Raw genomic sequence first — 24,759 nt, forward strand, 5'->3', positions numbered from 1 at the left:
GGAGGCGCGGCGGCGCTCGCCGGCGGCGGCGCAGGCGGAGAGGGCGGCGGGGCCGGGAGAGGGGCGGGTGCTGCCTGCGGTGCAGGTGTGGGGCGCGCCACCACGACAGCCGGAGCCGGCGGCGGTTGCTGCGGCGGGGAGAGCGCCGCGATCCGCGTGCGCGCGAGGTCGGCGAACACGCCATCGGGGTAGCGGCGAAGATAGGCCTGCAGCTCATCCGGGCTGCGGCTGTCCTTCACGCTCTCCCAGAACAGCCGCTCCGTGGCGCCGTCGGGGCTCTGGCCGGAACGCGACACGCCTTGCGCGATCGGCACCTGCTCTGGCGCGGGCGCGGCGGCGATGCGCTGCTGCGCCGGGCCGGGCCGGAAGAAGAACTCGCCCTCGAGCGAGGAGTTCTCCCACGGAACCTGGCCGCCGCCCGTCGCCTCGCGCACAGACTGCCGCACCCGCCCCAGCATCGGGCGAACCTCGAGCCCTGGCGTCTCGATGTGCTGCAGGATCGCCGCGGTGAAGGGGGAGTTCGCGCCGTACCCGTCCTGCGCCACCTGCCCAGGTGCGGTGGCGAAGGCGACGAGCGTGCCGACGGGGCCCCGCACCGGGGCGAGCCCGGGCGCGGCGACGCCGCGCGTGCCGCCCGCCGTGAGCCGCTGCCGGAACGGATTGTCGCGGCAGGCATCGAGGAACACCAGGATCACCCGCGCCCGTCCCTCGAGCTGCGTCATCACGGCATCGAAATCGACCGTCTCGAAGGGCAGGTCGCGGTCGCTCCTGATGCGTGCCGAGACGGGGATGAGGTGGTTTCGCCCCGCCACCTCAACGGCATGGCCGGCGTAGTAGACGAGCGCCGCCTCGGCGCCCACCGCCGCCTCTCCGAAGCGGCGGATGGCTGCCTCCATCGTCGTGCGGTCGGCGTCGAGGAGGAGGTCGGTCGCGAAGCCAAGACGGTTCAGCGCAGCGGCCATGCCGCGCGCGTCGGAGCCGGGGTTGGCGAGGGCGGGCGCCTCGACATAGGCGCCGTTGCCGATCACGAGCGCGACGCGCTGCGCGGAGGCGGGAAGTGCCGCGACAAGCGCGAGAACCAGGGCGAGGACGAAACGTCGCATGGCGCATGATCGCGCCACGCCGCCGCGCGATGTCAACCGGGACGGCGCCTCAGAAGTCGAGATTGGCGTAGTGCGCGGGCGGCGTCATGCCGCCCACGCGGTCAGCCAGGAGGGCGCGGAAGGAGGGGCGGGATTTCACCCGCGCGTACCATTCCTTCGCCGCCGGGTTGATCGACCAGTCGACATCGCCGAGGAAGTCGAGCGCCGAGAGATGCGCCGCCGCCGTCAGGTCAGCGAGGCTGAGCGTGTCGCCCGCGAGCCACTTCCTGTGCTCGGCGAGCCAGCCGAGATACGCCAGGTGATGGCGCAGGTTGACGAAGCCCGCGCGGATCGCCGCCGCCTCGGGCTCGCCGCGGCCGAGCAGCCGTCGCATCAGCTTCTCGAAGAGGAGGTTGTCGTCCACCTCGCGGGCGAACTTGCCGTCGAACCAGGCGACGAGGCGTCGGCACTCCACGCGTTCCGCGAGCGTCCGCCCGAGCAGCGGTGTGTTGGGATAGGCCTCGTCGAGATACTCGCAGATCGCGCCGCTGTCGGGGATGGCGAGCCCGCTGTCCTCGACAAGGACAGGCACCTGCGCGGCCGGGTTCATAGCCAGGAATTCGGGGCGGCGCTCCCACACCTTCTCGAGCTTGAGCTCGAAGTCGAGCCCCTTCTCGGCGAGCGCGAGCCGCACCTTGCGCGAGTAGGGCGAGAGCGGAAGATGATACAGAAGCCGCATCGGAGCCGGGCTTATGGCACGCAACTTCCCCAGCCGCTACCCCGCCGCGCCGCGCCCTGTGCTCACGTCAGCGATGCCATGACACGGCGGAGTTCCGCCGGCTCGAACGGCTTCTCCACGAGCCGCGCCGCCTCCGGCAAGGCGAGCGGGGCCGAGCCCATCACGTCGCCGCTCATCAGCACGACGCGGCCGGCAAGCCCCGGGCGGTGCGCGGCGATCCAGTGGAACACGGCGATCCCATCCTGCCCGGGCATGCGCACGTCGCTCAGCACCGCGTCGAAGCGCTCGGCGGCGAGGGTGGCGATGGCGGCGTTGCCGTCATGCGCCACGGCCGTCTCCCAGCCATCGGTGCGGAGGATGTCGCACACGACCTCGGCGATGCCCGGCTCGTCGTCGACCACGAGCACGCGTCCGCGAAGACGGGCGGGCTGGGGCTGCGCTTCCGGCTCCGCCACCGCGAGGGGCGAGCCAGGAAGCCGAAGAACGAAACGCGCCCCGCCCTCGGGCGGACTCTCGAGCGCGATCCCGCCGCCATGGGCGATCGCGATGCTGCGGCAGACGGCAAGGCCGATCCCCGTCCCCTGCCCGACGGGCTTGGTCGTGAAGAAGGGCTCGAACACGCGCTCGGCGATCGCGGCCGCTACGCCGGGGCCATTGTCCGACACGGCAATGCGCACATCCGCGCCCTCTGGGCAGACGGTCACGGCGATGCGCCTCGGCCCGTCGCGGCCGCGCAGAGCGGCCTGCGCGTTCGTCAGGAGGTTGGCGAGAACCTGGTGAAGCTGGTCCTGGTCCGCCGAGAGAGACGGCGTCGCTGGGTCGGCATCGAGCGTCACCTCGATCCCGTCGGACCGGAGCCCGTAGGCGAGCAGCTCGATCGCCGCGCGGGCGATCGCCTCGGCCGAGACCGGTTCGCGCCGGGGCGGCTTCTGCCGCGCCATGGCGAGGAAGGTGCGCACGATCCGGGCGCAGCGGTCCGCCGCATCCTGAACCTTGGCAGCGCGCGCGGCATGCGGGCTACCCTCCGTCGCCTCCGCAAGCATCGCCGCCTGGCCGATGACGATGGACAAAGGATTGTTGAGCTCGTGCGCGACGCCCGCGAGAAGGCTGCCCATCGCGCTCATCCTCTCTGCCTGGACGAGGGAGGCGCGCTGGCGCGCGAGCTCGGCCTCCGCCGCGCGCACCGATGTGAGGTCGCGCAGCGAGGCGACGAAGATACGCCCCGATGCGAGCCGCACCTCGCTCACCGCAAGCTCGCAGGGGAACTCCTCGCCGTTCGCACGCAGCGCCTCGATCTCGACGCGCCGGCCGAGGATGCGCGGCGCGCCGCCGGCGAGGTAGCGGGCGAAGCCGCTGGCATGGGCCTGCCTGTGCCGTTCCGGAACGATCACGTCGCCGAGCGGCTTGCCGATCATCGAAGCGCGGGCGATGCCGAAGGTCGCTTCGGCGGCGGGGTTCCACTCCCGCACCAGGCCCTCCTCGTCGATCGCGATCACGCAGTCGAGCGCGCCGTCGACGATGGCCGCGCGCAGCCGCTCGGTCGCATCCGCACGCCGCTCGGTCTCGACACGGTCGGTGACGTCGAGGACGAAGATCCAGTAGCCCAGGATTCGCCCGCCGCGGGCGCGGGCGGGAACGTAGTGGCGCACGACATGGCGCGGGCCGTGCCGGCGGCTCGGCACCCTGCCCTCCCAGCGTGCGGGGCGGCCAGCGAGCGCTGCGGCGGCGAGGTGGCGCGACTGCCGCCAGAGCGCATCGCCGACCAGCTGCTGCTCGGTCCAGCCGCGATAGCCGCGTCGCGGCAGGCCGGCGAAGCCGGTGAGCGCACGGTTCGCGTAGACGACGCGGCGCGTGCGGTCCATCAGCGCAGCCCGCAGCGGCAGCGCATCGAGAAGACGCCGCGCCGCGCCGTCGAGCGGCAGAGGCGGCGCGGCGGGGTGCTCACTCCGCGTCGGGCACAAGCATGTAGCCTTCGTTGCGCACGGTGCGGATCAGCCGCGGATCCGCCGCGTCGCGCTCGATCTTCCGCCGAAGCCGCGCAATTCGGAGGTCGAGCGAACGGTCCTCCGGCTCCCAGCGCCTTCCATGCGCGCGCTGCATGATCTCGTCGCGGCTGAGCGCCTTGCCAGCGGCGGCGGCAAGCACGGCGAGTACGTCGAGCTCCATCGGTGTCAGCGACACGGTGGCCCCCGCATCGTCGGCGAGGCGCCGCGCCTCGATGTCGAACACGAACCGGCCAAGGCGGAGCCGCGCAGGCGCCGGGCCCTTCGCAGGCGGCCGCGCCATCGTCCGGCGAAGCACGGTGGCGATGCGCGCGCGCAGCTCGCGCAGCTCGAACGGCTTGCCGAGATAGTCGTCCGCCCCGAGCTCTAGCCCGACGATGCGGTCGATCGTGTCGGAATTGGCCGTGAGCATCAGCACGGCGCCAAGCTCCTCCTCGCGCAACCAGCGCGCGAGGGACAGGCCGTTCTCCCCGGGCATGTTGATGTCGAGCACGGTCAGGTCAGGGCGGAAGCGGGGAGCCAACGCGCGCAGGGCCGCGCCGTCCGCGGCGCAGGCAACGGTGAAGCCCGACTGCCCGAGATACTCCTCGAGCATCTCGCGCAGGCCAGGCTCATCGTCGCAGACGATCAGGCGCGCCCCCTCACCCATGGCGGAAGCTCTAGCGTGGGAACCCTGGGTTTTCAAATCGGACCTCGCCGGAAACGGTGCGGAAGCGCCGCAGGATGGGCACGCCGCATGACAGGCGCATGTCGCGCCATGCCCAGGCAGGTATCGAACGTATCGCCGGCAGGCTTGGCATGAGGCCGCCCCGGGGCGCAGCATCGCCCGATGCGCCTTCTGCTCGTCCTGCTCCTCCTCGTCTTGCCCGCCGCAGCGCGGGAGCCTGCGACAGCGACCCGCCAGATGGTCGCCGCCGCACATCCGCTCGCGGCGGAGGCCGGGCTCGCCGTGCTCCGCCGTGGCGGCGGGGCGATCGACGCCGCGGTGGCGGTACAGGCGGTGCTCGGCCTCGTCGAGCCGCAATCCTCGGGCATCGGCGGCGGCGCGTTCATCCTTCACTGGTCCGAACGCGCGCGCGAGGTCTCGGCCTGGGACGGCCGCGAGACCGCACCAGCCTCTGCAACCGGCGAGCTGTTCCTGCGCGCGGATGGCACGCCGATGGGCTTCCACGAGGCTGCCGTGGGCGGCCGCGCTGTCGGCGTTCCCGGCGCCGTCGCGGTGCTCGACGAGGTGCATCGCGCGCACGGGATGCTGCCCTGGGAGGAGCTGTTCGGCGACGCGATCGCGCTCGCCCGCGACGGCTTCGCCGTCTCGCCACGGCTCGCAGCAGCGATCGCCGCGGATCGTGAGCGCCTGTCGCGCGACCCCCCCGCGCGCGCCTATTTCTTCCTCCCCGACGGGTCGCCGCTTCCCGCCGGGCATGTCGTGCGGAACGAGGCCTATGCCAGGACGCTCGGGGCCATCGCGCGCGACCGTTCGGACGCTCTGGCGCGCGGGCCGATCGCCGAGGCGATTGTCGCAGCCGTGCGCGGCGCGGCGTGGAACCCAGGCGGCATGGCGGCGGAGGACCTCGCCGGCTATCGCGCGCTCCGGCGCGACCCCGTCTGCACCGTCTATCGCGTCTGGCGCATCTGCGGCATGGGGCCGCCCTCCTCCGGCGGAGTCGCGGTCGGGCAGATCCTCGGGCTGCTCGGCCATTTCGATCTCGCCTCGCTCGACCCGCGCGGGGAAGAGGCGGGGCACCTGCTCGCCGAGGCCTCGCGGCTGGCCTTCGCAGACCGCAACCTCTACCTCGCCGACAGCGACGTCGTTCGCGTTCCCGTACGCGGGCTTCTCGATCCCGGCTACCTCACCGTGCGCGCGCAGGGGATCGACCGTGACCGGGCGACGATGGCGCCTCGCGCAGGCAACCCGCCCTGGCGCGAGGGGGCAGGCCGCGCGCCGGATGCGCAGGTTTCCGAGCACGGCACGAGCCACGTGTCCATCGTCGATGCCGCGGGCAACGCCGTCTCGATGACGACGACGGTGGAGGACGCGTTCGGTGCGCGGGTGATGGCGGCGGGGTTCCTGCTGAACAACCAGCTCACCGATTTCTCGTTCCGTCCGGAGATCGGCGGCCGCGCCGTGGCAAACCGCGTCGAGCCGGGCAAGCGTCCGCGCAGCTCGATGTCGCCGAGCCTCGTGTTCGACGAGGCGGGTGCGCTCGTCGCCGTCGTCGGCTCGCCCGGCGGGGCGCGGATCATCTCCTATGTCGCGCAGGCGCTCGTCGCGCTGCTCGACTGGCGGCTCGACCCGCAGGCGGCGATCGACCTCGGCCATGTCGGAACGGTCGGCGGCGCGACCGAGCTCGAGGCCGGAACGCATGCGGAAGCGCTTCGCGCCGCGCTCGAGGCGCGCGGCCACACGGTGGCGGTGCGCGAGATGACGAGCGGGCTGCAGGCGATCCTGCGCGGCGGCGGCGGGTGGCTCGGCGGGGCCGACAGGCGCCGCGAGGGTGTCGCGCTCGGCGACTGAGCTCAGCGCACGAGCGCGCCGCGCAGGAATACGGACACGGCGGCCTGGGACAGCCGGGCGATCTCGCTCTCGTCCGGCAAGGCGCGCAGGCCGAGCAGCGCCTGGATGTGCGTCGCGCCGAAGCTCATGCCGAACAGCATGTTCGCCGCCTCGCGCGCATCGGCGATCCTCAGCCGGCCGGCGCGGATCTCTCCCGCGAGCCGGCGTTCGAGCGCGCTCGCCCCGCGGCCGAAGGTCGCGCGATGGAACGCCTCGGCGAGCTCGGGCGAGCGCGGCACTTCCGAGATCACAAGGCGGAACAGCGCGTGCTGGCGAAGCGCGAGGAGATGCCGGCCCGCTGCCTCGACGATGCCGACAAGGGCGCGGGCAAGATCGGGCTCGCGCTCGAGCTCGGTGTCGAAGGAGAGCGGTGCGAGCATGGCCTCGATCGTCGCCTCGAACAGCGCTGCCTTCGACGGGTAGTGCTGGTAGAGCGTGCGCTTCGACATGCCCGCGCAGCGCGCGACGTCATCCATGCTCGCGGCGAGATAGCCGTCGCGGAGGAACACCGTCTCGGCGGCCTCGGTCAGCAGGCGGCAGCGTTCCGCCTCCGGCATGGGCTGACGGCCGGGCCTGCGGCAGGCCTCCGTGCTCCGCTCCGCGGTTGCGGTCTCGGTCATCCTTCCGCCCCTACTCGCCCGCCGCCGGCACGGGCGGGGCGGCATCGCCCGCCCTCGCCTCTCCCGCGCGCCTCGTGCCGAACAGCTTCAGCACGAGAAGGAAGAAGACCGGAACGAACAGCACCGCGAGAACCGTACCGGTGACGACACCGCCGATGACGCCCGTGCCGATCGCGTTCTGCGCACCCGAGCCCGCGCCCGTCGCGATCGCGAGAGGCACGACGCCGAGGCTGAAGGCGAGCGAGGTCATGATGATCGGCCGAAGCCTCTGACGCGCCGCCTCGAGCACGGCCTCGACGAGCGACAGTCCGCGGTCGTATCCCTCGCGGGCGAACTCGACGATCAGGATCGCGTTTTTCGACGAGAGCCCGATGGTGGTCAGCAGCCCGACCTGGAAGTAGACGTCGTTCGACATGCCGCGCAGCAGGCTTGCGAGCACCGCGCCGAGGATGCCGAGCGGCACGACCAGCATCACCGCCGTGGGGATCGACCAGCTCTCGTAGAGCGCGGCGAGGCATAGGAACACCACGAGAAGCGACAGGGCGTAGAGCGCAGGCGCCTGGCCGGAGGACTGGCGCTCCTCGTAGGAGATGCCGCTCCACTCGAAGCCGAAGCCTGGCGGCAACTGGGCCGCGAGGCGCTCCATCTCCGCCATCGCCTGGCCTGTCGTGAAGCCGGGCGCGGGGTTGCCCTGGATCTCGCGCGAGGCGATGCCGTTGAACCGCTCGAGCCGCGGCGAGCCGTAGACCCATTCCGCTCGGCCGAAGGCGGTGAACGGCACCATCTGCCCCGAGGCGTTGCGCACGAACCAGCGGTCGAGGTCTCCCGGCAGCATGCGCGACGGCGCGTCGCCCTGCATGTAGACACGCTTGATCCGCCCACGATCCATGAAGTCGTTCACGTAGGTCGCGCCCCAGGCGGTCGACAGCGTCTGGTTCACGTCCGACACGGAGAGCCCGAGAGCGCTCGCGCGCTCCCAGTCCACCACCAGGCGGAACTGCGCCTCGTCGTTCAGCCCGTTCGGGCGGACGCCGGCGAGCACCTGGCTCTGCCCGGCCAGGCCGAGAAGCTGGTTGCGTGCGGCCATCAGCGCCTCGTGGCTGAGGCCGGCCCGGTCGAGAAGCTGGAAGGTGAAGCCCGTGGCGTTGCCGAGCTCGCTGATCGCTGGCGGGGCGAAGGCGACGACGATCGCATCCTTGTAGGACGCGAACCGCGCGGTGATGCGCTGGGTGAGCGCGTGCACCGAGTTCTCCGGACCCGGCCTGTCCTTCCAGTCGTTCAGGCTGATGAAGGCGAGGCCTGCGTTCTGGCCGCGGCCGCTGAAGCTGAAGCCGTTGATGGTGAAGGCCGAGCGCACCACCGTGCCCTCCTCCTCGCGGAGGTAGCGGCTGAGCTCATCCAGCGCGCGCTGCGTCCGGTCGGAGGTCGCGCCCGGCGGGGCGATCACCTGGACGAAGGCGGTGCCCTGGTCCTCATTCGGCAGGAAGCCGCCGGGAAGCCGCAGGAAGGCGAGGCCGAGTGCTGCGAGCAGCGCGACATAGATCGCCATGAGCCGTGCGGGTCTGCGCACGCTCCAGCCCACGCTGCCGACATAGCCGCGCGTCAGCCGCTCGAAGCCGCGGTTGAACCAGCCGAAGATGCCACGCTTGCCCTGCCCGGGCTTGTGCGGGCGCAGGAGCGTCACGCAGAGCACCGGCGTGAAGAAGATCGCCACCAGAACCGAGAAGGTCATGGCGGTTGCGATGGTGATCGAGAACTGGCGGTAGATGACGCCCGTCGAGCCGCCGAAGAACGCCATCGGCAGGAACACCGCAGACAGGACGAGGCCGATGCCGATCAGCGCACCGGTGATCTGGTCCATCGACTTCCGCGTCGCCTCGAGCGGAGAGAGATGCTCCTCCGCCATCACGCGCTCGACATTCTCGACGACGACGATCGCGTCGTCGACGAGCAGGCCGATCGCGAGCACGAGGCCGAACATGGTGAGCGTGTTGATGGTGAAGCCCGCGGCGGCGAGCACGGCGAAGGTTGCGAGCAGGACGACGGGAATCGCAAGCGTCGGGATCAGCGTGGCACGCCAGTTCTGCAGGAACAGGAACATCACCAGGAAGACGAGCACCACCGCCTCGACCAGCGTGTAGAACACGCTGGTGATCGAGAGCCGCACGAAGGGCGTGGTGTCGTAGGGGTAGACGACCTCGACGCCGGCGGGGAAGTTCGGGCGGAGCCGCTCGATCGTCTCGCGAACGTTCGCGGCCGTCTCCAGCGCGTTCGCGCCGCTCGCGAGCCGGATGCCGATGCCCGAGGCGGGCTGGCCGTTGAACAGCGAACGGATCGCGTAGTTCTCCGCGCCGATCTCGACGCGCGCGACGTCGCGCAGCCGAACCTGCGCGCCGTCCTGCCGTACGCGGAGAAGGATCGAGCCGAACTCCTCCGGCGTGCGGAGATAGGAGGGGCCGATGATCGTTGCATTGAGCTGCTGGCCCGGAACGGCGGGAAGCGCGCCCATCTCGCCGCTCGAGACCTGGACGTTCTGCGCACGGATGGCAGTCGCCACGTCGCCCGGCGTCAGCCCGTAGTTCACGAGCTTCGCCGGGTCGAGCCAGATGCGCATCGCATACTGCGCGCCGAAGACCTGGTAGTCGCCAACGCCAGGGGTGCGGCTGATCGGGTCCTGCACGGCGGTGGCGACGAAGTCGGCGATGTCGAAGTTCGAGAGCCGCCCGTCCGTCGAGACGAAGCCGACGACGAGGAGGAAGGTGCCGGCAGACTTGGCAACGCGGATGCCCTGCTGCTGCACGGTCAGCGGCAGGCGCGGCACGGCGAGCTGCACCTTGTTCTGCACCTGCACCTGCGCCGTGTCCGGGTTCGTGCCCTGCGCGAAGGTGAGCTGGATCTGCGCCGTGCCGTCCTTCGAGGTGTTCGAGGTGAAGTAGAGCAGGTTGTCGATGCCGGAGAGCTGCTGCTCGATCACCTGCACGACCGTGCTCTGCACCGTCTCTGCCGAGGCGCCGGGGTAGGTGACGGTGATCTGGATCGCTGGCGGCGCGATGGCGGGATATTGCGCGACGGGAAGCCCGCGCAGTGCGAGCGCGCCGGCGAGCATCAGGCCGATCGCGATCACCCAGGCGAAGACCGGCCTGTCGATGAAGAAGCGTGCCACCGTCGCTACCTAGCCGACGCGACGCGGGCGGGCGCCTCGGTCACGGTCACGCGAAGCCCGGGGCGGATGCGCTGCAGCCCTTCGATGACGACGCGATCGCCCGGCGCGATGCCCTCTGTCACCAGCCAGTCGGTGCCGATGGCGCGGCCGGCGCGCAGGATGCGCTGCTCGACCACGCCCTCGCCGTTCACCACGAAGGCCATCGGCTCGCCGCGCGGCGTGCGCTGCACGGCGCGCTGGGGCACGAGAAGCGTCTGGTCGGTCACGCCCTCCTCGACTTCCGCGCGGACGAACATGCCGGGAAGCAGGAGCTGATCGGGGTTCGGGAACACCGCGCGCAGCGTGACCGAGCCCGTGCCCTGGTCGACGATCACCTCGGAGAACTGGATCCGGCCCTGGTGGGCGTAGCGCGAGCCGTCCTCGAGGATCAGCGTCGCAGGCGCATCGGCGGCCGAATCGCGCCGTAGCGCGCCGGTCTCGACGTCGCGCCGCTGCTGCAGGAGCGCCGAGGCGGGCTGCGTCACGTCGACATAGATCGGGTCGAGCTGCGTGACGGTGACGAGCGCGTTCGCCTGGCTCGCGGTGACGAGCGCGCCGGGTGTCACCGAGGCGCGGCCGGTGCGGCCGTCGATCGGCGAGGTGACGCGGGTATAGGCAAGGTCGATCCGCGCCGTCTCGAGCGCGGCGCGGGCGGAGATCACGTCCGCCTCCCCCTGGCGCATGGCGGCCTCGGCATTCTCGAGGTTCTGCTCGCTCACCGCCTGGACGCGGGCGAGCGTGCGGTAGCGCGCCACCGTGCTGGTGGCCGCCCGCGCCGTGGCCTCCGCACGGGCGAGCGCCGCCTCGGCGCGGCGGACCTCCGCCTCGAAGGCGGCGGGCTCGATCTGGAACAGGGGCTGGCCGGCCTTGACCTCCTCGCCTTCGGCGAACAGCCGCTCACGCAGCACGCCGCCCACCTGCGGGCGCACCTCCGCCACCCTGTAGGGCGAGGTGCGGCCGGGCAGCGTCGAGGTGATCGGCACCTCGCGGCGCTCGATGGTGAGGACCGTCACCGCCGGCGGCGGGGCGCTGCCCTGGGCGCGCGCCGCGCCGGGCGTTACGGGCTCGTCGCAGGCGGCAAGGGCAAGCAGCGCCGGGAGGGCAAAGGCTGCGGCGAGCCGGCGCCGTGTGGCGCCGCGCTGGTAATGCGGGTGCATGCTGGACCTATGAAAACTTTCCGGTTTCCTGATGAATGGGGGCGGCAATCGCGCTTGTCAACGCGCCGGGCGGTGTCGAACGCGTGAGGCCTCGTCCGCTCCTGACGCGCTCCGATGCGCCGCCTCGCCCGCGAGGATGCTCCCCACGACCAGCGCTATGCCGGCGATCTGCAGCGGGCTCAGCGCCTGGCCGAGCCCGGCCCAGCCGAGCACGATGGCGCTGGCGGGGCTGAGCAGGCCGAGCGGGGCGACGATGGTCGGGCCCAGCCTCGCGATGCCGCGGAACCAGACAAGGTAGGTCAGCGCCGCGCCGGCAAGGCCAAGCCAGAGAAGGGCCGCGAGGTTGCCCAGGCCGACCGCCGATGGCACAGGCGCGAGAAGCAGCGCGGCCGGAAGCAGGAGGATGCCGCCTGCGGCGAGCTGCCAGGCCGTGACGGTGAGCGCCGGCACATCGGGCTGCCATTTCCGCGTCAGCACCGTGCCGAAGGCCATCGAGACCGCGCTGCCGAGCGCCGCGAGGATGCCGATCGTGTCGAGCCCCGCCGCCGGGTCGAGCACCATCAGCGCGACCCCGGCCATCCCGGCGACCGCGCAGATGACCGAGACAGCCAGGATGGGCGTGCCGAGAAGCAGGCGCGAGAGCAGCAGGACGATCAGCGGCTGGATCGCGCCGACCGTCGCGGCCACGCCGCCGGGCAGCCGGTAGGCGGCAACGAAGAGAAGCGCCCAGAAGATCGAGAAGTTCAGCGCGCCGAGGACGAAGGCGCGGCCTCGCCAGACGCCCTTGGGCAGCCTTCCGACGATCAGAAGCAGGAGGATCCCGGCCGGCAGGGCGCGCAGCATCGCCACCATCAGGGGGTGCCAGCCGGGGAGAAGCTCTGTCGTCACGATGTAGGTGCTGCCCCAGACCAGCGGTGCGAGCGCTGTCAGGGCGAGATCGGCGAGGCGGGTCATGCGAACTCCGGGATATCTTGACGTCAAGATAATCCGATTTACCTTGACGTCAAGATATCCGGATGTGAAACGGGCCGGATGGACCGCGTCGACGAGATCCTCGCGCAATGGGCCCGCGAGCGCCCCGGGCTCGACGTCGGGCCGATGGGGCCGATCGGGCGCGTACTCCGCCTGTCGCGTCACCTGATGCGCGCGCTCGAGGGCACGCTCGCGCGGCACGGGCTCAGCTTCGCGAGCTTCGATGTGCTCGCGACCCTCCGCCGCTCCGCGCCGCGAGACGGGCTGTCGCCGTCGGCGCTCATGGCGGCAATGATGGTCACCTCCGGCACGACGACGCACAGGATCGACCAGCTCGAGGCGCAGGGGCTCGTTGAGCGCCAGCCGAACCCCGATGACCAGCGAAGCGTGATCGTACTTCTCTCGCCGCGCGGCCGGGCGCTGATCGACGCAGCGCTCGAGGACTATGTCGCCTGCCAGGCCGAGCTCATGCGCGCCCTGCCGAAGACGGAGCGTGCCACTCTGTCATCGCTGCTCAGGACGTGGCTGGGCGCGCTGGAGGGACCGACGGAGGCCCCCACGGCACGGACGAAACGGCTCTAGGAGCCGCTCAGCCAGCGCCAGGCCGAGAGCGTGTGGGTGCGGAGAACGTGCAGCACCTCGTCGACGCGCACGCCCTCGTCGATGCCGCCCATGCCTTCGGGCGAGGGGCCGTACACGAAGGCAGGCACGCCGCGTCGCCGCCAGAAGCGGCAATCGGTTCCGCCGAGCGAGATCACCGCCGCGGGGCGCGCGCCCATCAGCTCCTCCGCCGTGTCCTGCAGGATGCCCAGCATCGGGTGGTTCGGGTCCGACAGCGTGGGGTCGACCGGCATGCGCGGCGGCAGCTCGATGCTCACCTCGGGGAACCGCGCGGTGATGCGCTTGACCGTCTCGAGCATCTCGGCGGAGGTGATGCCCGGCGGAAGGCGTATGTCGACGCCGATGTCGCACTCGCCAGGCAGCATGTTGACGAGTACGCCGCCTGACAGCGTGCCGATGTTCAGCGTCACGCGCTGCGCCACGTCGGCCGCGCCTTTGCCGAGGCCGCGGTCATACGCCGCGATCACGTCAGGCTGGGCGAGCAGCTTGACCACATGCTCGGGCATCCGTGCGCGTACGGTCTCGACCTCGGCCAGCGCCTCGATCACCGAGGCAGCAATGCGCGTCGCACTCGCGGACAGATGCGGATAGGCGCCGTGCCCACCCTTGGTGCGGACCTTCAGCTTCAGCCAGAACATGCATTTCTCGCCGAAGCGCACCGTGTGCGGCGAGGACGGCTCGGCGTTCAGCACGCAATCGCCTAGCACCTCCTCGCCCATCTCCGCGGTGAGGTAGTCGGCCCCCCAGCGCCCGCCCGTCTCCTCATCCGACACGACGGTGAGCGTGAGCTTGCCGGCGGTCTCGCCGATCAGCCGGGAAAGGTAGAGATAGGTGAAGATCGAGGCGGTGGTGCCCGCCTTCATGTCCACCGTTCCGCGCCCCCACACCCTGCCATCGGCGAGCTCCCCGCCGAGCGGGTCCCGCGTCCAGCGCGAGCGGTCGCCGATCGGGAACACGTCGATATGGCCGTTCAGGACGAGGTGGCGCTTCGGCGCCGCACCCGAGACGGTGGCGACGAGGTTCGGGTTGTCCTCCTTCGGCGCGACGGTGCGGAACGCGAGGCCCTCCTGCTCGAGGAAGTTCGCGACATGCGCCGCACCCGCCCGCGTGTCACCAGGCGGGTTCGAGGTGTCGATGCGCGCGAAGCCCTGGACGAAGCCGATGATCCTGTCGCGGTCCTGCTCGATCCAGGAGAGAAGCGTCTCGCGCGCGCCCATGGTCATGCCTTTCCGTTGGTGAGGTAGCGTGCTGCGGCGAGCGTGTGCGTGCGCAGGATGTGCAGGAAGTCATCGAGCGCGATGTTCTCGTCCGCCGCGCCCATGCTCGCGGGTGAGGGCCCGTACACGTAGGCCGGCACCCCGTGGTATCGCCACAGGCGCGTATCGGTTCCGCCAAGCGTGATGACAGGCACGGGCGCAGGCCGGCCGAGCTCCTGCACCGTGCGGCGGAGGATTCCCATCATCTCGCCATCGGGGTCGGACCAGTTGGGCACGTCCTCGGGCGGCGAGATCTCCTCGAGCGTGGCTTCCGGGAACCGCGCCACGATGCGCGCGACCTCTGCGCGCACCGCCTCGCGCGAGAGGCCGATCGGCAGACGCACATCCGCCTCGATCCTGCATTCCGAGGGAAGCACGTTCATTTTGAGTCCGCCACTCATCCGGCCAATGTTGAGCGTGATCTCGGGAATCACCGCCGCATGGCCTGCGCCGCAACCCTCGTCGATCTGCCGCGCGATGGCGGGGTCGCGAAACATCGCAACGACATTGTCCGGCGCGCGGACCTCGAGCCCCCTCACCTCCTCGAGCGCGGTCGCTATGCGCGCGGCGATCTTCGTCGCCGATGCCGAGGAGTGCGTATAGGCGCCGTGGCCGCCCTTGGTGCGCACGGTGATCGCGACCCAGTAGGGAGACTTCTCGCCGAAGCGGACGCATTGCGGCGAGGAGGGCTCGCCTGAGAGAAGACAGTCGCCCATCATCAGTTCGCGCTGGTGTTCGAACATCCAGCGTGCGCCCCAGGGGCCGAAGGTCTCCTCGTCCGACACGGCCGTGAACGTCACCCGCCCGGCGAGTTTGTCGCGGTGCCGATGGAGATGCAGGAAGGCGAGCAGGAGCGAGGCGAGCCCGCCCTTCATGTCGCACGCGCCGCGGCCGTAGATGCGCCCCTCGGCGATCTCCCCGCCCCAGGGATCGCGCGACCATTCGTGCGCCGCCACCGGGAACACGTCGATATGCCCGTTCAGCACGAGATGCCGCCCCGGCCTCGCGCCATCGAAATGGGCGACGATGTTCGGCATCTCCGGTTGCGGCGAGAACAGCTTCGGCTCGAGGCCAGCCTTCGTCAGCGCCTCGATCAGCAGCGCCGCTGCGGCGCGCGTGTCGCCCGGCGGGTTTGGCGACGGCGCACGCAACAGGGCCTGCAGGAAGGCGATCGACGCCTCCTGCTCCGCCTCGAGGCTGGCCAGCAGGTCACGGGAAAGCGTGTCCATCGCCGTCACTCCCCGCCCAGATAGGCTGCCGCGGAGAGCGTGTGCACCCGCACGACGTTGAGGAACTCCTCGAGCGCGACCGATTCGTCGTAGGTGCCGACGAGATCGAAGGCGCAGCCGTAGATGTAGGCGGGCACGCCTGCATTCCTCCAGAACCGCGCATCGGTGGCGGCCAACGTGATGACGGGCGCGGGCGTGATGCCGGCGATGCGGGTGGCGCGGTCCTGGATGATGCGCAGCATCTCGCCCTCGGGATCGCACCAGTTCGCCCCCTCCTCCTCGGGGAGGGACTGTTCCTCTACCGTTACGGTCGGGAAGTCCTGCATGATCTCACGCACCATCGCCCACACCCTCGCCTTGGGCACGCCGACGGGAAGCCGGATGTCGGCCTCCACCCGGCATTCGGAGGGGATCATGTTCGTCTTGAGCCCGCCCTCGACCATGCCGATGTTCAGCGTCACCGCAGCAACCGTATCCGCCGCGCCTGCGCCAAGCCCGGTCTCGAGCGCCTGGCGCACGCTCGGGTCGGCGAGGTTGCGCGCAACCTTGTCCGGCATCTCGGGCTTGATCGCCGTCACGGCCTCGAGGCGGTCGATCAGCGCGGTGGCGATCTTCGTGGCACTTTCGGAAAGATGCACATAGGCACCGTGCGCGCCGCGCGCGCGGGCAGTGAAGACGAGCCAGAGCGGCGCCTTCTCGCCGTAGCGCACCGTATAGGCGGAGGAGGGTTCGCCGTTGAGACAGCAATCACCCATCACGAGATCCGGGTGGTTGGCAAAGAGATAGCCCGTTCCCCAGCGCCCGCCCGTCTCCTCGTCCGACACCGCCGTCAGCGTCAGCCGGCCCTTCAGCCTGTCGCGGTGCCTGGCGAGAAGCGCGTACGCGATGAAGGAGGCGGATGTGCCGCATTTCATGTCGGCGGTGCCGCGGCCATAGAGCCGGCCATCGTCGATCGCGCCGGACCATGGCGATCCATGGCGCCAACGCGCCGGGTCGCCGGCGGGAAACACGTCGATATGGCCGTTCAGCACGAGGTGCCTGCCCGGCCTGTCGAAGCGGTGATCGGCGACGATGTTCGGCCATTCCGGAACCGGCGCGATCACCTGGTAGGGAAGCCCGCGCGCATCGAGGAAGGCGCCCAGGAAGGACGCCGCCTCGCGCGTCTCACCCGGCGGGTTCGGTGTGGCGATGCGCGTGAAGCCCTGGAAGAATGCGATCAGCTCGTCCCGTGCCGCGTCGATCTCGGCAAGCAGCGTCGCCTCCAGCGATGTCACCGGTCGGTCTCCTTCGTGAGGTAGTCGAGCGCGGAGAGGGCGTGGATGCGCACAACCTTCATCCACTCCGCGACGTCAGTGTTCTCGTCCGGCATGGCGACGTTCGTCGCCGTCGTGCCGTAGGTGAAGGCAGGGACGCCGCGCTCGCGCCAGAGCCTGGAATCGGTGCCCGCAAGGCTCGGAATCGGGCGGACCGACCATCCCGCGACCGCCTCGGCATTGCGCTGGATGTGGCCGACCATCGGGTGCGCTGGGTCGGACCAGCGGGGCGACTGTTTCGAGAGCACCCGCAGCGTCGCGCCCTCGTGCCGCGAGACGATGCCGCGCGCGCGCTCGACGATCGCATCCGGGTCGATGCCCCACGGGATGCGGATATCCGCCTCGATCGCGCAATGGCCGGGAAGCATGTTGACCAGCACGCCGCCCTGCCAGGTGCCGATGTTGAGCGTGACCGCCCCCATGGTGCGCGCCGCACCGGCAAGGTGCACGCGGTCGATCTCCGCTGCACCCGCGGCGATCGCTTCGGCCACCGCTGGCGGAAGCGGCACATCCGTCTCCTCGAGCGCGGCGAGCTCCTCGATGATCGTCGCGGCGATCTTGGTCGCGCTCGGGCTCTTGTGCGTATAGGCGCCGTGGCAGCCCATCGTCTGGACATCGATGCCGAGCCAGAGGGGGGATTTCTCGGCGAAGCGCACGGTCGTCGGCGCGCCCGGCTCTGCGTTCAGCAGGCAATCGCCGAGCACCTCCTCGGCATGGTGCTCGACGAGGTAGCGGGCGCCGTTCGGCCCGAACGTCTCCTCGTCCGACACGGCGGTGAGCGTGAGCCGGCCGGCAAGGCGGTCGCGCATCCCGTACAGCCAGCAGAACAGCGCGACCATCGACGCCGTGCCCTGCTTCATGTCGCTCGAGCCCGTGCCGTAGAGCCGGCCATCGACAACGGCGCCGCCAAGCGGATCCTGCGTCCAGCGATGGGCGCCGACGGTCGGGAAGGTGTCGATGTGGCCGTTCAGCACGAGATGCGGGCCGGGCCGCGCCCCCTCGAAGCTTGCGAGGATGTTCGGCATCAGAGGGTCTGGCCCGACGACGCGGAACGGTACGTCGTGCCGCGAGAGCCAGTCGGTGAGCACGGCCGCCGCCGCGCGCGTGTCGCCCGGCGGGTTGGGCGAGGCGGCACGCACGAGATCGCCGAGCAGGCCGACAAGGGCCGCCTCGTCGCCGGCGATGCGGGCGAGAAGCGCGTCGCGGAGCGGCGTCATCGTGCTGCCTCCGCATGCAGCCAGGAATGCGCCGCGAGGGTGAGCGTCTTCACCACACCGATCCATTCGGCGATGTCGGTATGCTCGTCAGGCATCGCAACGTTGGTCGCGGTCGTGCCGTAGGTGAAGGCGGGTACGCCCTTGCCGCGCCACTTGCGCGCATCGGTCGCCGCAAGCGAGGCGATGGCACGCGGGCGGAACCCGCAGCTCTCGTCGCAGGCGGCGGCAAGCGCGCTGACCATCGGATGGTTCGGGCTCGACCAGGTGGGCTCGCTCAGGCCGGTGATCTCGAGCGAGGCTTCCGGGAAGCGGCCGATGATCCGCTCGACTTCGGCAAGCACCGTCGCGATGCGCTCCCCGGGCGGGATGCGGATGTCGAACTCGAGGTCGCACGCGCCAGGCAGCATGTTCACCTTCGCGCCGCCCCGCACCACGCCGAGATTGAGCGAGAAGCGGCGCATCACCGCCGCCGCGCCGGGAAGGTGGATCCTGTCCATCTCGCCTGCACCCTCCTCGAGGGCCCGCGCCACCTCCGGCTCCATCGACACAGGGAGGTCGGTGATCGCCTCGAGCTCGCGCACGAGGCGCGCGGCAATGCGCGTCGCACTCGGGCTCTTGTGGGTGTAGGCGCCGTGGCAGCCAGGCGTGCGCACGGCAATCCTCAGGCGTAGGATGCCCTTCTCCCCGAAGCGGATCGTCGTCGGCGCGCCAGGCTCCGCGTTCAGCAGGCAGTCGCCCAGCACTTCGGGGTGGTTGTCGACGAGGTACTGCGCGCCCCAGGTCCCGCCGGTCTCCTCGTCCGAAACCGCCGTCAGCGTCAGCGTGCCGGGAAGCGTGTCGGCAAGCCGGGCGAGCCAAGTGTGGGCGAAGAGCAGCGCCGCCGTGCCGTTCTTCATGTCGGAGACGCCGCGGCCATAGACGCGGCCGGCCGTCACCTCCCCGCCCCACGGCGCATGCGTCCAGCGATGCGCATCGTCGCAGGGGAACACGTCGATGTGCCCGTTCAGCACGAGGTGCTTGCCGCGGCGCCCGCCCTCGAGGCGCGCCACGAGGTTCGGCGCCTCGGGCAGCGGCGCGATCAGCCGGTAGGGCAAGCCCGCGGCATCAAGCCACCCGGTGAGGACGCCCGTTGCCTCGCGCGTGTCGCCCGGAGGGTTCGGGCTCGCCGCGCGCGTGAAGCGCGAGAGGAAATCGACGAGGCTCGGCGTCTCCGCCTCGATCCAGTGGAGGAGCTTTGCGCGCTCCTCGGCGACGGTCATTGCGCGATCTCCCTGTGGCGGATGCAGGCAACGCGGTGCCCCGGTTGGGCTTCCTCGAGCACAGGGTCGACCGTTTCGCAGGCGGCGATCGCGGAGCCACAGCGGGGCGCGAAACGGCAGCCGCCCGCGACAGGCGCGCCGCCGGACATCAGCTTCGCCGGCAGCGGCGTGGGCGGAACCGTCGGGTCCGGCACCGGCACCGCGGCGATGAGCGCGCGCGTATAGGGGTGCCGCGGCTTCTGCAGCACGGCGCGCACTGGGCCATGCTCGACGAAGCGTCCGCGATACATCACCGCGAGCTCGTCACACACCGAGGCGACGATCGAGAGGTCGTGGGTGATAAACACCATCGCCATCTCGCTTTCGTGGACGAGGCGATTGAGCAGCCGGAGGATGCCGGCGCGCACCGAGACGTCGAGCATCGAGACCGGCTCGTCGGCCACCAGCAGCCGCGGTCGGAGAACAATCGCGCGCGCGATCGCGACTCGCTGCCGCTGACCGCCGGAGAGCTCGTGCGGGAAGCGTTCCATGAACGCCGCGCCGGGACGCAGCTCGGCCTCCTCGAGCGCGGCGATCGCTCGCGCATGACGCTCCGCCTCCGAGCCGAGGCCATGGATCAACAGCGGCTCCTCCACCGTGCGGCCGACGGTGAAGCGCGGGTTGATGGAGCCGAACGGGTCCTGGAACACCATCTGCACGCTGCGGCGGAAATCGGCATTCGGCTTGCGGCCGAGCGGCCTGCCGCCGATGGCGATCTCGCCTCCGCTCGGCAACTCGAGGCCGACGAGAAGATTCGCAAGCGTGGACTTGCCGCTGCCGCTCTCCCCCGCGATGCCGAGAACGCGACCCGGCGCGATAGAGAACGACACGCCGTCGACGGCATGCACGGGGGTTCCCCCGCCGAACAGCCTGCGCGAGGCAACGAAGGTCTTCCTCGCATCGGTGACTAAGACGGCGCCGCTCATGCGGCCTCATCCCAGAGCGCGGGGTCCCGCGCCCGCTCGCGCAGCGCCGCGGCCTCATCGACGAAATGACAGGCGACGGCGCGGGCATCCGACACGGCGACGAGCGGCGGCGTGGTGTCCCGGCACACGGGCTGCACGAACGGGCAACGGGGCGCGAAGGGACAGCCCTTCGGCGGCGACGACAGCCGGGGCGGATGGCCGGCGATGGAGACGATCGACCGTTCCGGGTGGCGTATGTCGGGGAAGGCGCGCTGCAGGCCCATCGTGTAGGGATGGTCGGGCTCCGAGAACACGGTCGCGGTCGGGCCGCTTTCCATCACCTTGCCGGCATAGAGAACCGCGACATGGCTGCAGAGCTCGGCTACGACGCCGATGTCGTGGCTGATGAAGAGCAGGGCGAGCCCATCCTCGCCGCGCAGGTCGCGCAGCAGGTCGATGACCTGGCGCTGGACGATCACATCCAGCCCCGTGGTCGGCTCGTCCGCCACGAGGAGCGACGGGCCGAACAGGAGCGCCAGGGCGATCATCGCCCGCTGGCGCATGCCGCCCGAAAGCTCGTGCGGAAACCGGTCGAGCACGGCGGCGTCGAGCTCCACGCGGCGCAGCAGCGCAGCGGCCCGCTCATCCGCCTCGGCAGACCGCATGCCGTGCGCTGCGGCCGTGTCACGGAACTGCCGGCGAAGCGAATGCACCGGCACGAGCGCGTTCTGCGCGCTCTGCGGCACATAGGCCATGCGCGTCCAGCGAAGCTTGCGAAGCTCTGCCTCCGGGAGCGCGGCAAGGTCCTGCCCGTCGAGCCGGACCGCACCGCCGGCAAGCCGAGCCTCTGCCGGCAGCAGCGCGAGTGCCGCGAGAGCGAGCGTGCTCTTGCCGCAGCCGGATTCGCCGACGAGCCCGAGCGACCCGCCAGGCGGCAGCGACAGCGTCACGCCCGAGACGGCCTGCACCGGTCCGCTCCGCGTCGTGTAGACGATCGAGACGTCGTCGAGCGCGAGCATCAGCGCAGCCTCGGATTGGCGAGCCGCTCGTACTCCCGGCCGACCAGGAACACGGCGATGACGAACAGCGAAAGCGCGGCACCGGGCGGCACGGTCCACCACCACGCCTGGCGGATCGAGCCCGAAACGTAGGCGAGGTAGAGCATCTGCCCCCAGCTCGTCTGATGCGGATCGCCGAAGCCGAGGAAGCTGATCGAGGCCTCGGCGAGAACGGCCCACGCAATGTCGAAGGCGACGTAGAGCAGCGCCATCGGCAGGACGTTGGGGAAGATGTGCACGTAGAGGATGCGCATGTCGGAGGCGCCGGCGATGCGCGCTGCCTTCACGAACCCCCTCTCGCGCAGGCTGAGCACCTGCGAGCGGATCACCCGCGCCGTGCTGCGCCACATCAGGAAGCTGATGGCGATGATCGTGTTCCAGAGGGACGGGCCGAGCAGCGCGACGAGCACGACGGCGAAGGGAATGAAGGGAATGCCGAAGGCGAGATCCGTCGCGCGCATCAGGATCGTGTCGATGCGCCCGCCGTAGTACCCCGCCATCAGGCCGATATTCGTCCCGATCAGCGCGATCAGCACAGCGCAGGTAATGCCGACGATGAGCACGATGCGCGTGCCATGGATGAGCTGCGACAGCACGTCGAGCCCGTAATACGTGGTGCCCAGGAGATGCGTCCCAGACGGCGGCTCGAGGCGCCGCAGCTGACCTGCCGCATCGAAATGATTCACGAGCGGATCATAGGGCGAGAGCCACGGCGCGAAGATCGCCACCGTGACGACAAGCACGAGGACGCAGGCCGCGAACCCGCCCGACCACGAGGCGAAGGGCAGCAGCGCCGCCCGCCAGGCCTCGCGCGCCCGCGAGGGGCGGGCGGAGGCAAGCACCGCGTCACTCATGCCTGATCCTCGGGTCGAGCCAGCCATAGGCGAGATCGACGAGCAGGTTCAACGTCACGACGGCCGCGGCCATGAAGAAGAACGTCGCCTGCGCGACCGGATAGTCGCGCTGGCTGACGGAGTTCACCATCAACCGCCCCATGCCGGGCCAGTTGAACACCACCTCGAGCAGGACCTGCCCGCCGAAGGCGAAGCCCACCATGATCGCCGAATACGTCAGCACGGGCAGGAAGGCATTCCGCCGCGCAAGCCGCCGCTGCGCACCCTCGCTCAGGCCCCGGGCGCGCGCATGGACCATGAAATCCTCATGCTTCACCTCGATCAGCGCGGTGCGCTGGATCATCAGCGGATCGGCCATCGAGGTGAGCACCCCGGCTGCGACAGGCAGCACGAGATGGCGCGCGATGTCGAAGAAGGGCAGCTCCTGGTACCAGGTCTCGGGAAAGAAGAACGCCTGGCGCATGCCGCCGATCGGGAACCAGCGGAGCTCGTAGGCGAACAGCGCGAGCAGGACGATGCCGATCCAGAACACCGGCAGCGCGCGGGGGATCAGCGCCAGAATCGCGCCGATCTCCTCGATGCGCTCCCCCCGCCGCCAGCCGAGCCAGGTGCCGAGCGTGACGCCGAGCACGATCGAGATCACGACCACCGGCGTCATCAGCACCAGCGTGTTCAAGAGCATCGGCCAGACGATCTCGAGCACGGGCCGCCGGAAGTAGAACGACATGCCGAGATCACCGGTCAGCAGGTTGCCTGCATAGGTGACGAATTGCTGCCATTGCGGCCTGTCGAGGCCCCAGAGCTCACGCAGCCTCTGCTGCGCCTCGAGAGGCAGTTCGCCCGTACCCAGCATGATCGTGGTCGGATCGCCAGGCACGAGCCTGAACAGCACGTACATGAACAGCAGGAGCAGCACGAGCGTGACGGCGGTGTGCGCCGCACGCCGTGCCGCGAACAGCCAGAATGCCATCAGGCAGACGGCATCACGAGACGCCCCTGGGCATTCCAGGTGAAGCCCGCATCACGCAGGACCGCACGCGCTTTGTCGACCGACACTTCCGGCGCGCTGATCGCCGGGTTCGCCCAGTTCTCGAGCGCTGGCGTGATCGGCGCGCCGTTCGAGACGACGCCGGCACCGGAGAAGATGATGTCGAGCAGCTTCTTCCGGTCTGTCACGTGCTGAAGCGCGCGGCGGAAGGCCTTGTTGTCCGTCGGCGCCATGCCGAGGTTCAGGCGAACCTCGTGCTGGCCGTGCGTGGGCGTGCGCACCACCTCGAGCTCGGGGTTTCGGCTGATGCGCTCGCCGAGCGTCATGTCGAGGTTCCAGCCAAGCATGTCGGAATCGCCGCGCTCGAGCATGCCGACCATGCTTTCCATCTGCGGCACGGGAAGCACGACCATGCCCTCGAGCTTCGGCTTCATGAAGAAGTCCTGGTTCGCGGCGAGCTGGAGGTACTCGCCCTTGCGCCACTCGACATACTTCCACGGCCCGCTGCCGATCGGCTTGTCGTTCGGCCAGTCAGCCGGCGTCGCGAGGTTCGACGGCACCGCCTCCCAGATGTGCTTGGGCGCAAGGAAGGCGTAGCCGAGCACGTTCGCCGTGAACGGAGCGGACGCCGTGCGCAGCTTCAGCCGCACGGTGAGGTCGCCGGTGATCTCGGCGCTCTCGACCGTCTCGTAGATGCGCGAGAGCGCGGGGAAGCGGTGCTTGTTGATGAAGTCGAAGGTGAACTTCACATCCTGCGCGGTGGCCGGCCTGCCGTCGTGGAACTTCGTGTTGCCGCGCAGCGTGATGTCGACCGTGGTCGGGTTGACGATGTTCCAGCGCTCGAGCGCCCAGGGCATCACATCGGCCTTCTCGTCGCGGGTCGTGAAGGTCGCATAGATAAGGCGCAGGGTCGTCGAGTTGTAGATCTCGGGCGTCAGGAACGGATTCAACGATGCGATGTCGTAGATCGAGGTCAGCCGCATGAATTTCCGCGGCGTCAGCGGCGTGATGTCCATGTACGAGAGCGGCATGTAGGGGAACCCGATGCCGTTGCCGAGGATCGGCTTGACGCCGGAGAACCGCCGCTTGTTGTAGGCATGGATGATGTCGCGGTGGAACAGGACGATCGAAGGGCTGTCCTCGACGATGTGCGTCTGCGCCTCGCGCACGAGCTGCTGACGCTTGGCAGGGTCCATCTCGGAACGCTGGGCGTCGGCCAGCCGGTCGAACGCCTCGTTGCGGTAGAAACCGAAGTTCAGCCCGCCCCGCGCCGTCCTGCGGCTGTGGAACATCTCGGAGAGGAAATAGTCCGGGTCGAGCCTGTCCGGTGCCCCACCCCAGGACATGCTGCCCATGTGCGGCAGCTTCTGCTCGGCAACGATCTGCGACACGAAGGTGTCGAGCGTGCCCTGCTGCAGGTCGAGCTCGATGCCGAGCGGCTGCCACTCGCGCGACAGCTGGCGCCAGAGCTCGACCTGGTCGGGCCAGTTCGGCAGGTATACGCCAAGCCGAGGAACGGGCTGGCCTGCGGCGGCCTGGGCGGAGGCCGACTGCAGCGCGCCGTCGATCGCCGAAACCAGCGCGGCGGACGGCGCAGTGAGGCCGAACGCGCCGAGAAACTTCAGTACTTCGCGGCGCCGTGCCCGAAGGTCACGCGTTGCCGGACGCCCGGATTCATTCCTGCTTCCCAT

20 protein-coding genes are annotated in these 24,759 nt (G+C 70.3%); 2 read left to right on the forward strand and 18 right to left on the reverse strand.

From position 1 onward, the window contains the following. The 4 genes from FIF60_RS12265 to FIF60_RS12280 all read right to left on the reverse strand — a co-directional run. Window positions 1-1,103 (reverse strand): caspase family protein (locus tag FIF60_RS12265; RefSeq protein WP_144186376.1); only part of this gene is annotated, 1,103 nt, incomplete at its 3' end. A 49-nt stretch (window positions 1,104-1,152) separates the two neighbouring features. After that, window positions 1,153-1,821, reverse strand: coding sequence for an FtsZ-binding protein FzlA (gene fzlA / locus FIF60_RS12270; protein ID WP_144186377.1), 669 nt, complete (start codon window positions 1,819-1,821; stop codon window positions 1,153-1,155). 62 nt (window positions 1,822-1,883) lie between these two features. Next, a complete protein-coding gene (locus tag FIF60_RS12275) occupies window positions 1,884-3,782 on the reverse strand; it encodes a hybrid sensor histidine kinase/response regulator (RefSeq protein WP_144186378.1) in 1,899 nt (632 codons plus the stop codon). Further along, on the reverse strand, window positions 3,763-4,473 hold the full coding sequence (locus tag FIF60_RS12280) for a response regulator (protein WP_144186379.1): 711 nt from the start codon (window positions 4,471-4,473) through the stop codon (window positions 3,763-3,765). Before FIF60_RS12280 ends, FIF60_RS12275 begins: the two co-directional genes overlap by 20 nt. A 180-nt stretch (window positions 4,474-4,653) precedes the next feature. Between FIF60_RS12280 and ggt the strand changes: the two genes are divergently transcribed. Continuing rightward, window positions 4,654-6,339: a gamma-glutamyltransferase gene (gene ggt / locus FIF60_RS12285; protein ID WP_144186380.1), complete on the forward strand. Its 1,686-nt coding sequence runs from the start codon at window positions 4,654-4,656 to the stop codon at window positions 6,337-6,339. Between the two features lie 2 nt (window positions 6,340-6,341). Here the strand turns inward: ggt and FIF60_RS12290 are convergent, their stop codons facing one another. From FIF60_RS12290 to FIF60_RS12305, 4 genes are read right to left on the reverse strand one after another with little or no spacing between them, the layout of a single operon-like run. After that, the gene (locus FIF60_RS12290; protein ID WP_158639187.1) at window positions 6,342-6,998 is read right to left on the reverse strand and encodes a TetR/AcrR family transcriptional regulator; all 657 of its coding nucleotides are present in this window, start codon (window positions 6,996-6,998) and stop codon (window positions 6,342-6,344) included. 10 nt (window positions 6,999-7,008) lie between these two features. Further along, the gene (locus tag FIF60_RS12295; protein WP_144186382.1) at window positions 7,009-10,161 is read right to left on the reverse strand and encodes an efflux RND transporter permease subunit; all 3,153 of its coding nucleotides are present in this window, start codon (window positions 10,159-10,161) and stop codon (window positions 7,009-7,011) included. A gap of 5 nt (window positions 10,162-10,166) precedes the next feature. Beyond that, window positions 10,167-11,357: an efflux RND transporter periplasmic adaptor subunit gene (locus FIF60_RS12300; RefSeq protein WP_144186383.1), complete on the reverse strand. Its 1,191-nt coding sequence runs from the start codon at window positions 11,355-11,357 to the stop codon at window positions 10,167-10,169. Between the two features lie 57 nt (window positions 11,358-11,414). Continuing rightward, the gene (locus tag FIF60_RS12305) at window positions 11,415-12,311 is read right to left on the reverse strand and encodes an EamA family transporter (protein ID WP_144186384.1); all 897 of its coding nucleotides are present in this window, start codon (window positions 12,309-12,311) and stop codon (window positions 11,415-11,417) included. A 78-nt stretch (window positions 12,312-12,389) separates the two neighbouring features. Between FIF60_RS12305 and FIF60_RS12310 the strand changes: the two genes are divergently transcribed. Then, complete coding sequence (locus FIF60_RS12310) at window positions 12,390-12,911, forward strand: MarR family winged helix-turn-helix transcriptional regulator (protein ID WP_144186385.1); 522 nt, start codon at window positions 12,390-12,392, stop codon at window positions 12,909-12,911. Here FIF60_RS12310 and FIF60_RS12315 read toward each other — a convergent pair. Genes FIF60_RS12315 through FIF60_RS12360 form a run of 10 tightly spaced genes read right to left on the reverse strand, consistent with a single transcriptional unit; the run spans window position 12,908 to window position 24,759 of the window. After that, window positions 12,908-14,173, reverse strand: coding sequence for a M20/M25/M40 family metallo-hydrolase (locus FIF60_RS12315; protein WP_239451604.1), 1,266 nt, complete (start codon window positions 14,171-14,173; stop codon window positions 12,908-12,910). The genes FIF60_RS12310 and FIF60_RS12315 overlap by 4 nt on opposite strands. Next, window positions 14,170-15,435: a M20/M25/M40 family metallo-hydrolase gene (locus tag FIF60_RS12320; protein WP_144186386.1), complete on the reverse strand. Its 1,266-nt coding sequence runs from the start codon at window positions 15,433-15,435 to the stop codon at window positions 14,170-14,172. The genes FIF60_RS12315 and FIF60_RS12320 overlap by 4 nt, the downstream gene beginning before the upstream one ends. 5 nt (window positions 15,436-15,440) lie before the next feature. Beyond that, window positions 15,441-16,709, reverse strand: coding sequence for a M20/M25/M40 family metallo-hydrolase (locus FIF60_RS12325; protein ID WP_239451605.1), 1,269 nt, complete (start codon window positions 16,707-16,709; stop codon window positions 15,441-15,443). After that, window positions 16,706-17,965 (reverse strand): M20/M25/M40 family metallo-hydrolase, encoded by a 1,260-nt coding sequence (locus tag FIF60_RS12330; RefSeq protein ID WP_144186387.1) that lies wholly within the window; start codon window positions 17,963-17,965, stop codon window positions 16,706-16,708. Before FIF60_RS12330 ends, FIF60_RS12325 begins: the two co-directional genes overlap by 4 nt. Next, the gene (locus FIF60_RS12335; protein ID WP_144186388.1) at window positions 17,962-19,224 is read right to left on the reverse strand and encodes a M20/M25/M40 family metallo-hydrolase; all 1,263 of its coding nucleotides are present in this window, start codon (window positions 19,222-19,224) and stop codon (window positions 17,962-17,964) included. Before FIF60_RS12335 ends, FIF60_RS12330 begins: the two co-directional genes overlap by 4 nt. Beyond that, the gene (locus FIF60_RS12340) at window positions 19,221-20,189 is read right to left on the reverse strand and encodes an ABC transporter ATP-binding protein (protein WP_144186389.1); all 969 of its coding nucleotides are present in this window, start codon (window positions 20,187-20,189) and stop codon (window positions 19,221-19,223) included. Before FIF60_RS12340 ends, FIF60_RS12335 begins: the two co-directional genes overlap by 4 nt. Further along, on the reverse strand, window positions 20,186-21,187 hold the full coding sequence (locus FIF60_RS12345) for an ABC transporter ATP-binding protein (protein ID WP_144186390.1): 1,002 nt from the start codon (window positions 21,185-21,187) through the stop codon (window positions 20,186-20,188). Before FIF60_RS12345 ends, FIF60_RS12340 begins: the two co-directional genes overlap by 4 nt. Further along, a complete protein-coding gene (locus FIF60_RS12350; RefSeq protein ID WP_204251182.1) occupies window positions 21,187-22,080 on the reverse strand; it encodes an ABC transporter permease in 894 nt (297 codons plus the stop codon). Before FIF60_RS12350 ends, FIF60_RS12345 begins: the two co-directional genes overlap by 1 nt. After that, window positions 22,073-23,050 (reverse strand): ABC transporter permease, encoded by a 978-nt coding sequence (locus FIF60_RS12355; RefSeq protein WP_144186392.1) that lies wholly within the window; start codon window positions 23,048-23,050, stop codon window positions 22,073-22,075. The genes FIF60_RS12350 and FIF60_RS12355 overlap by 8 nt, the downstream gene beginning before the upstream one ends. Continuing rightward, window positions 23,050-24,759 carry an ABC transporter substrate-binding protein gene (locus FIF60_RS12360; RefSeq protein WP_158639188.1) on the reverse strand — a complete coding sequence of 570 codons (1,710 nt, stop codon included), beginning with the start codon at window positions 24,757-24,759 and terminating at the stop codon, window positions 23,050-23,052. Before FIF60_RS12360 ends, FIF60_RS12355 begins: the two co-directional genes overlap by 1 nt.

Source organism: Elioraea rosea, from assembly GCF_007644105.1.
Lineage (GTDB): Bacteria > Pseudomonadota > Alphaproteobacteria > Acetobacterales > Acetobacteraceae > Elioraea_A > Elioraea_A rosea.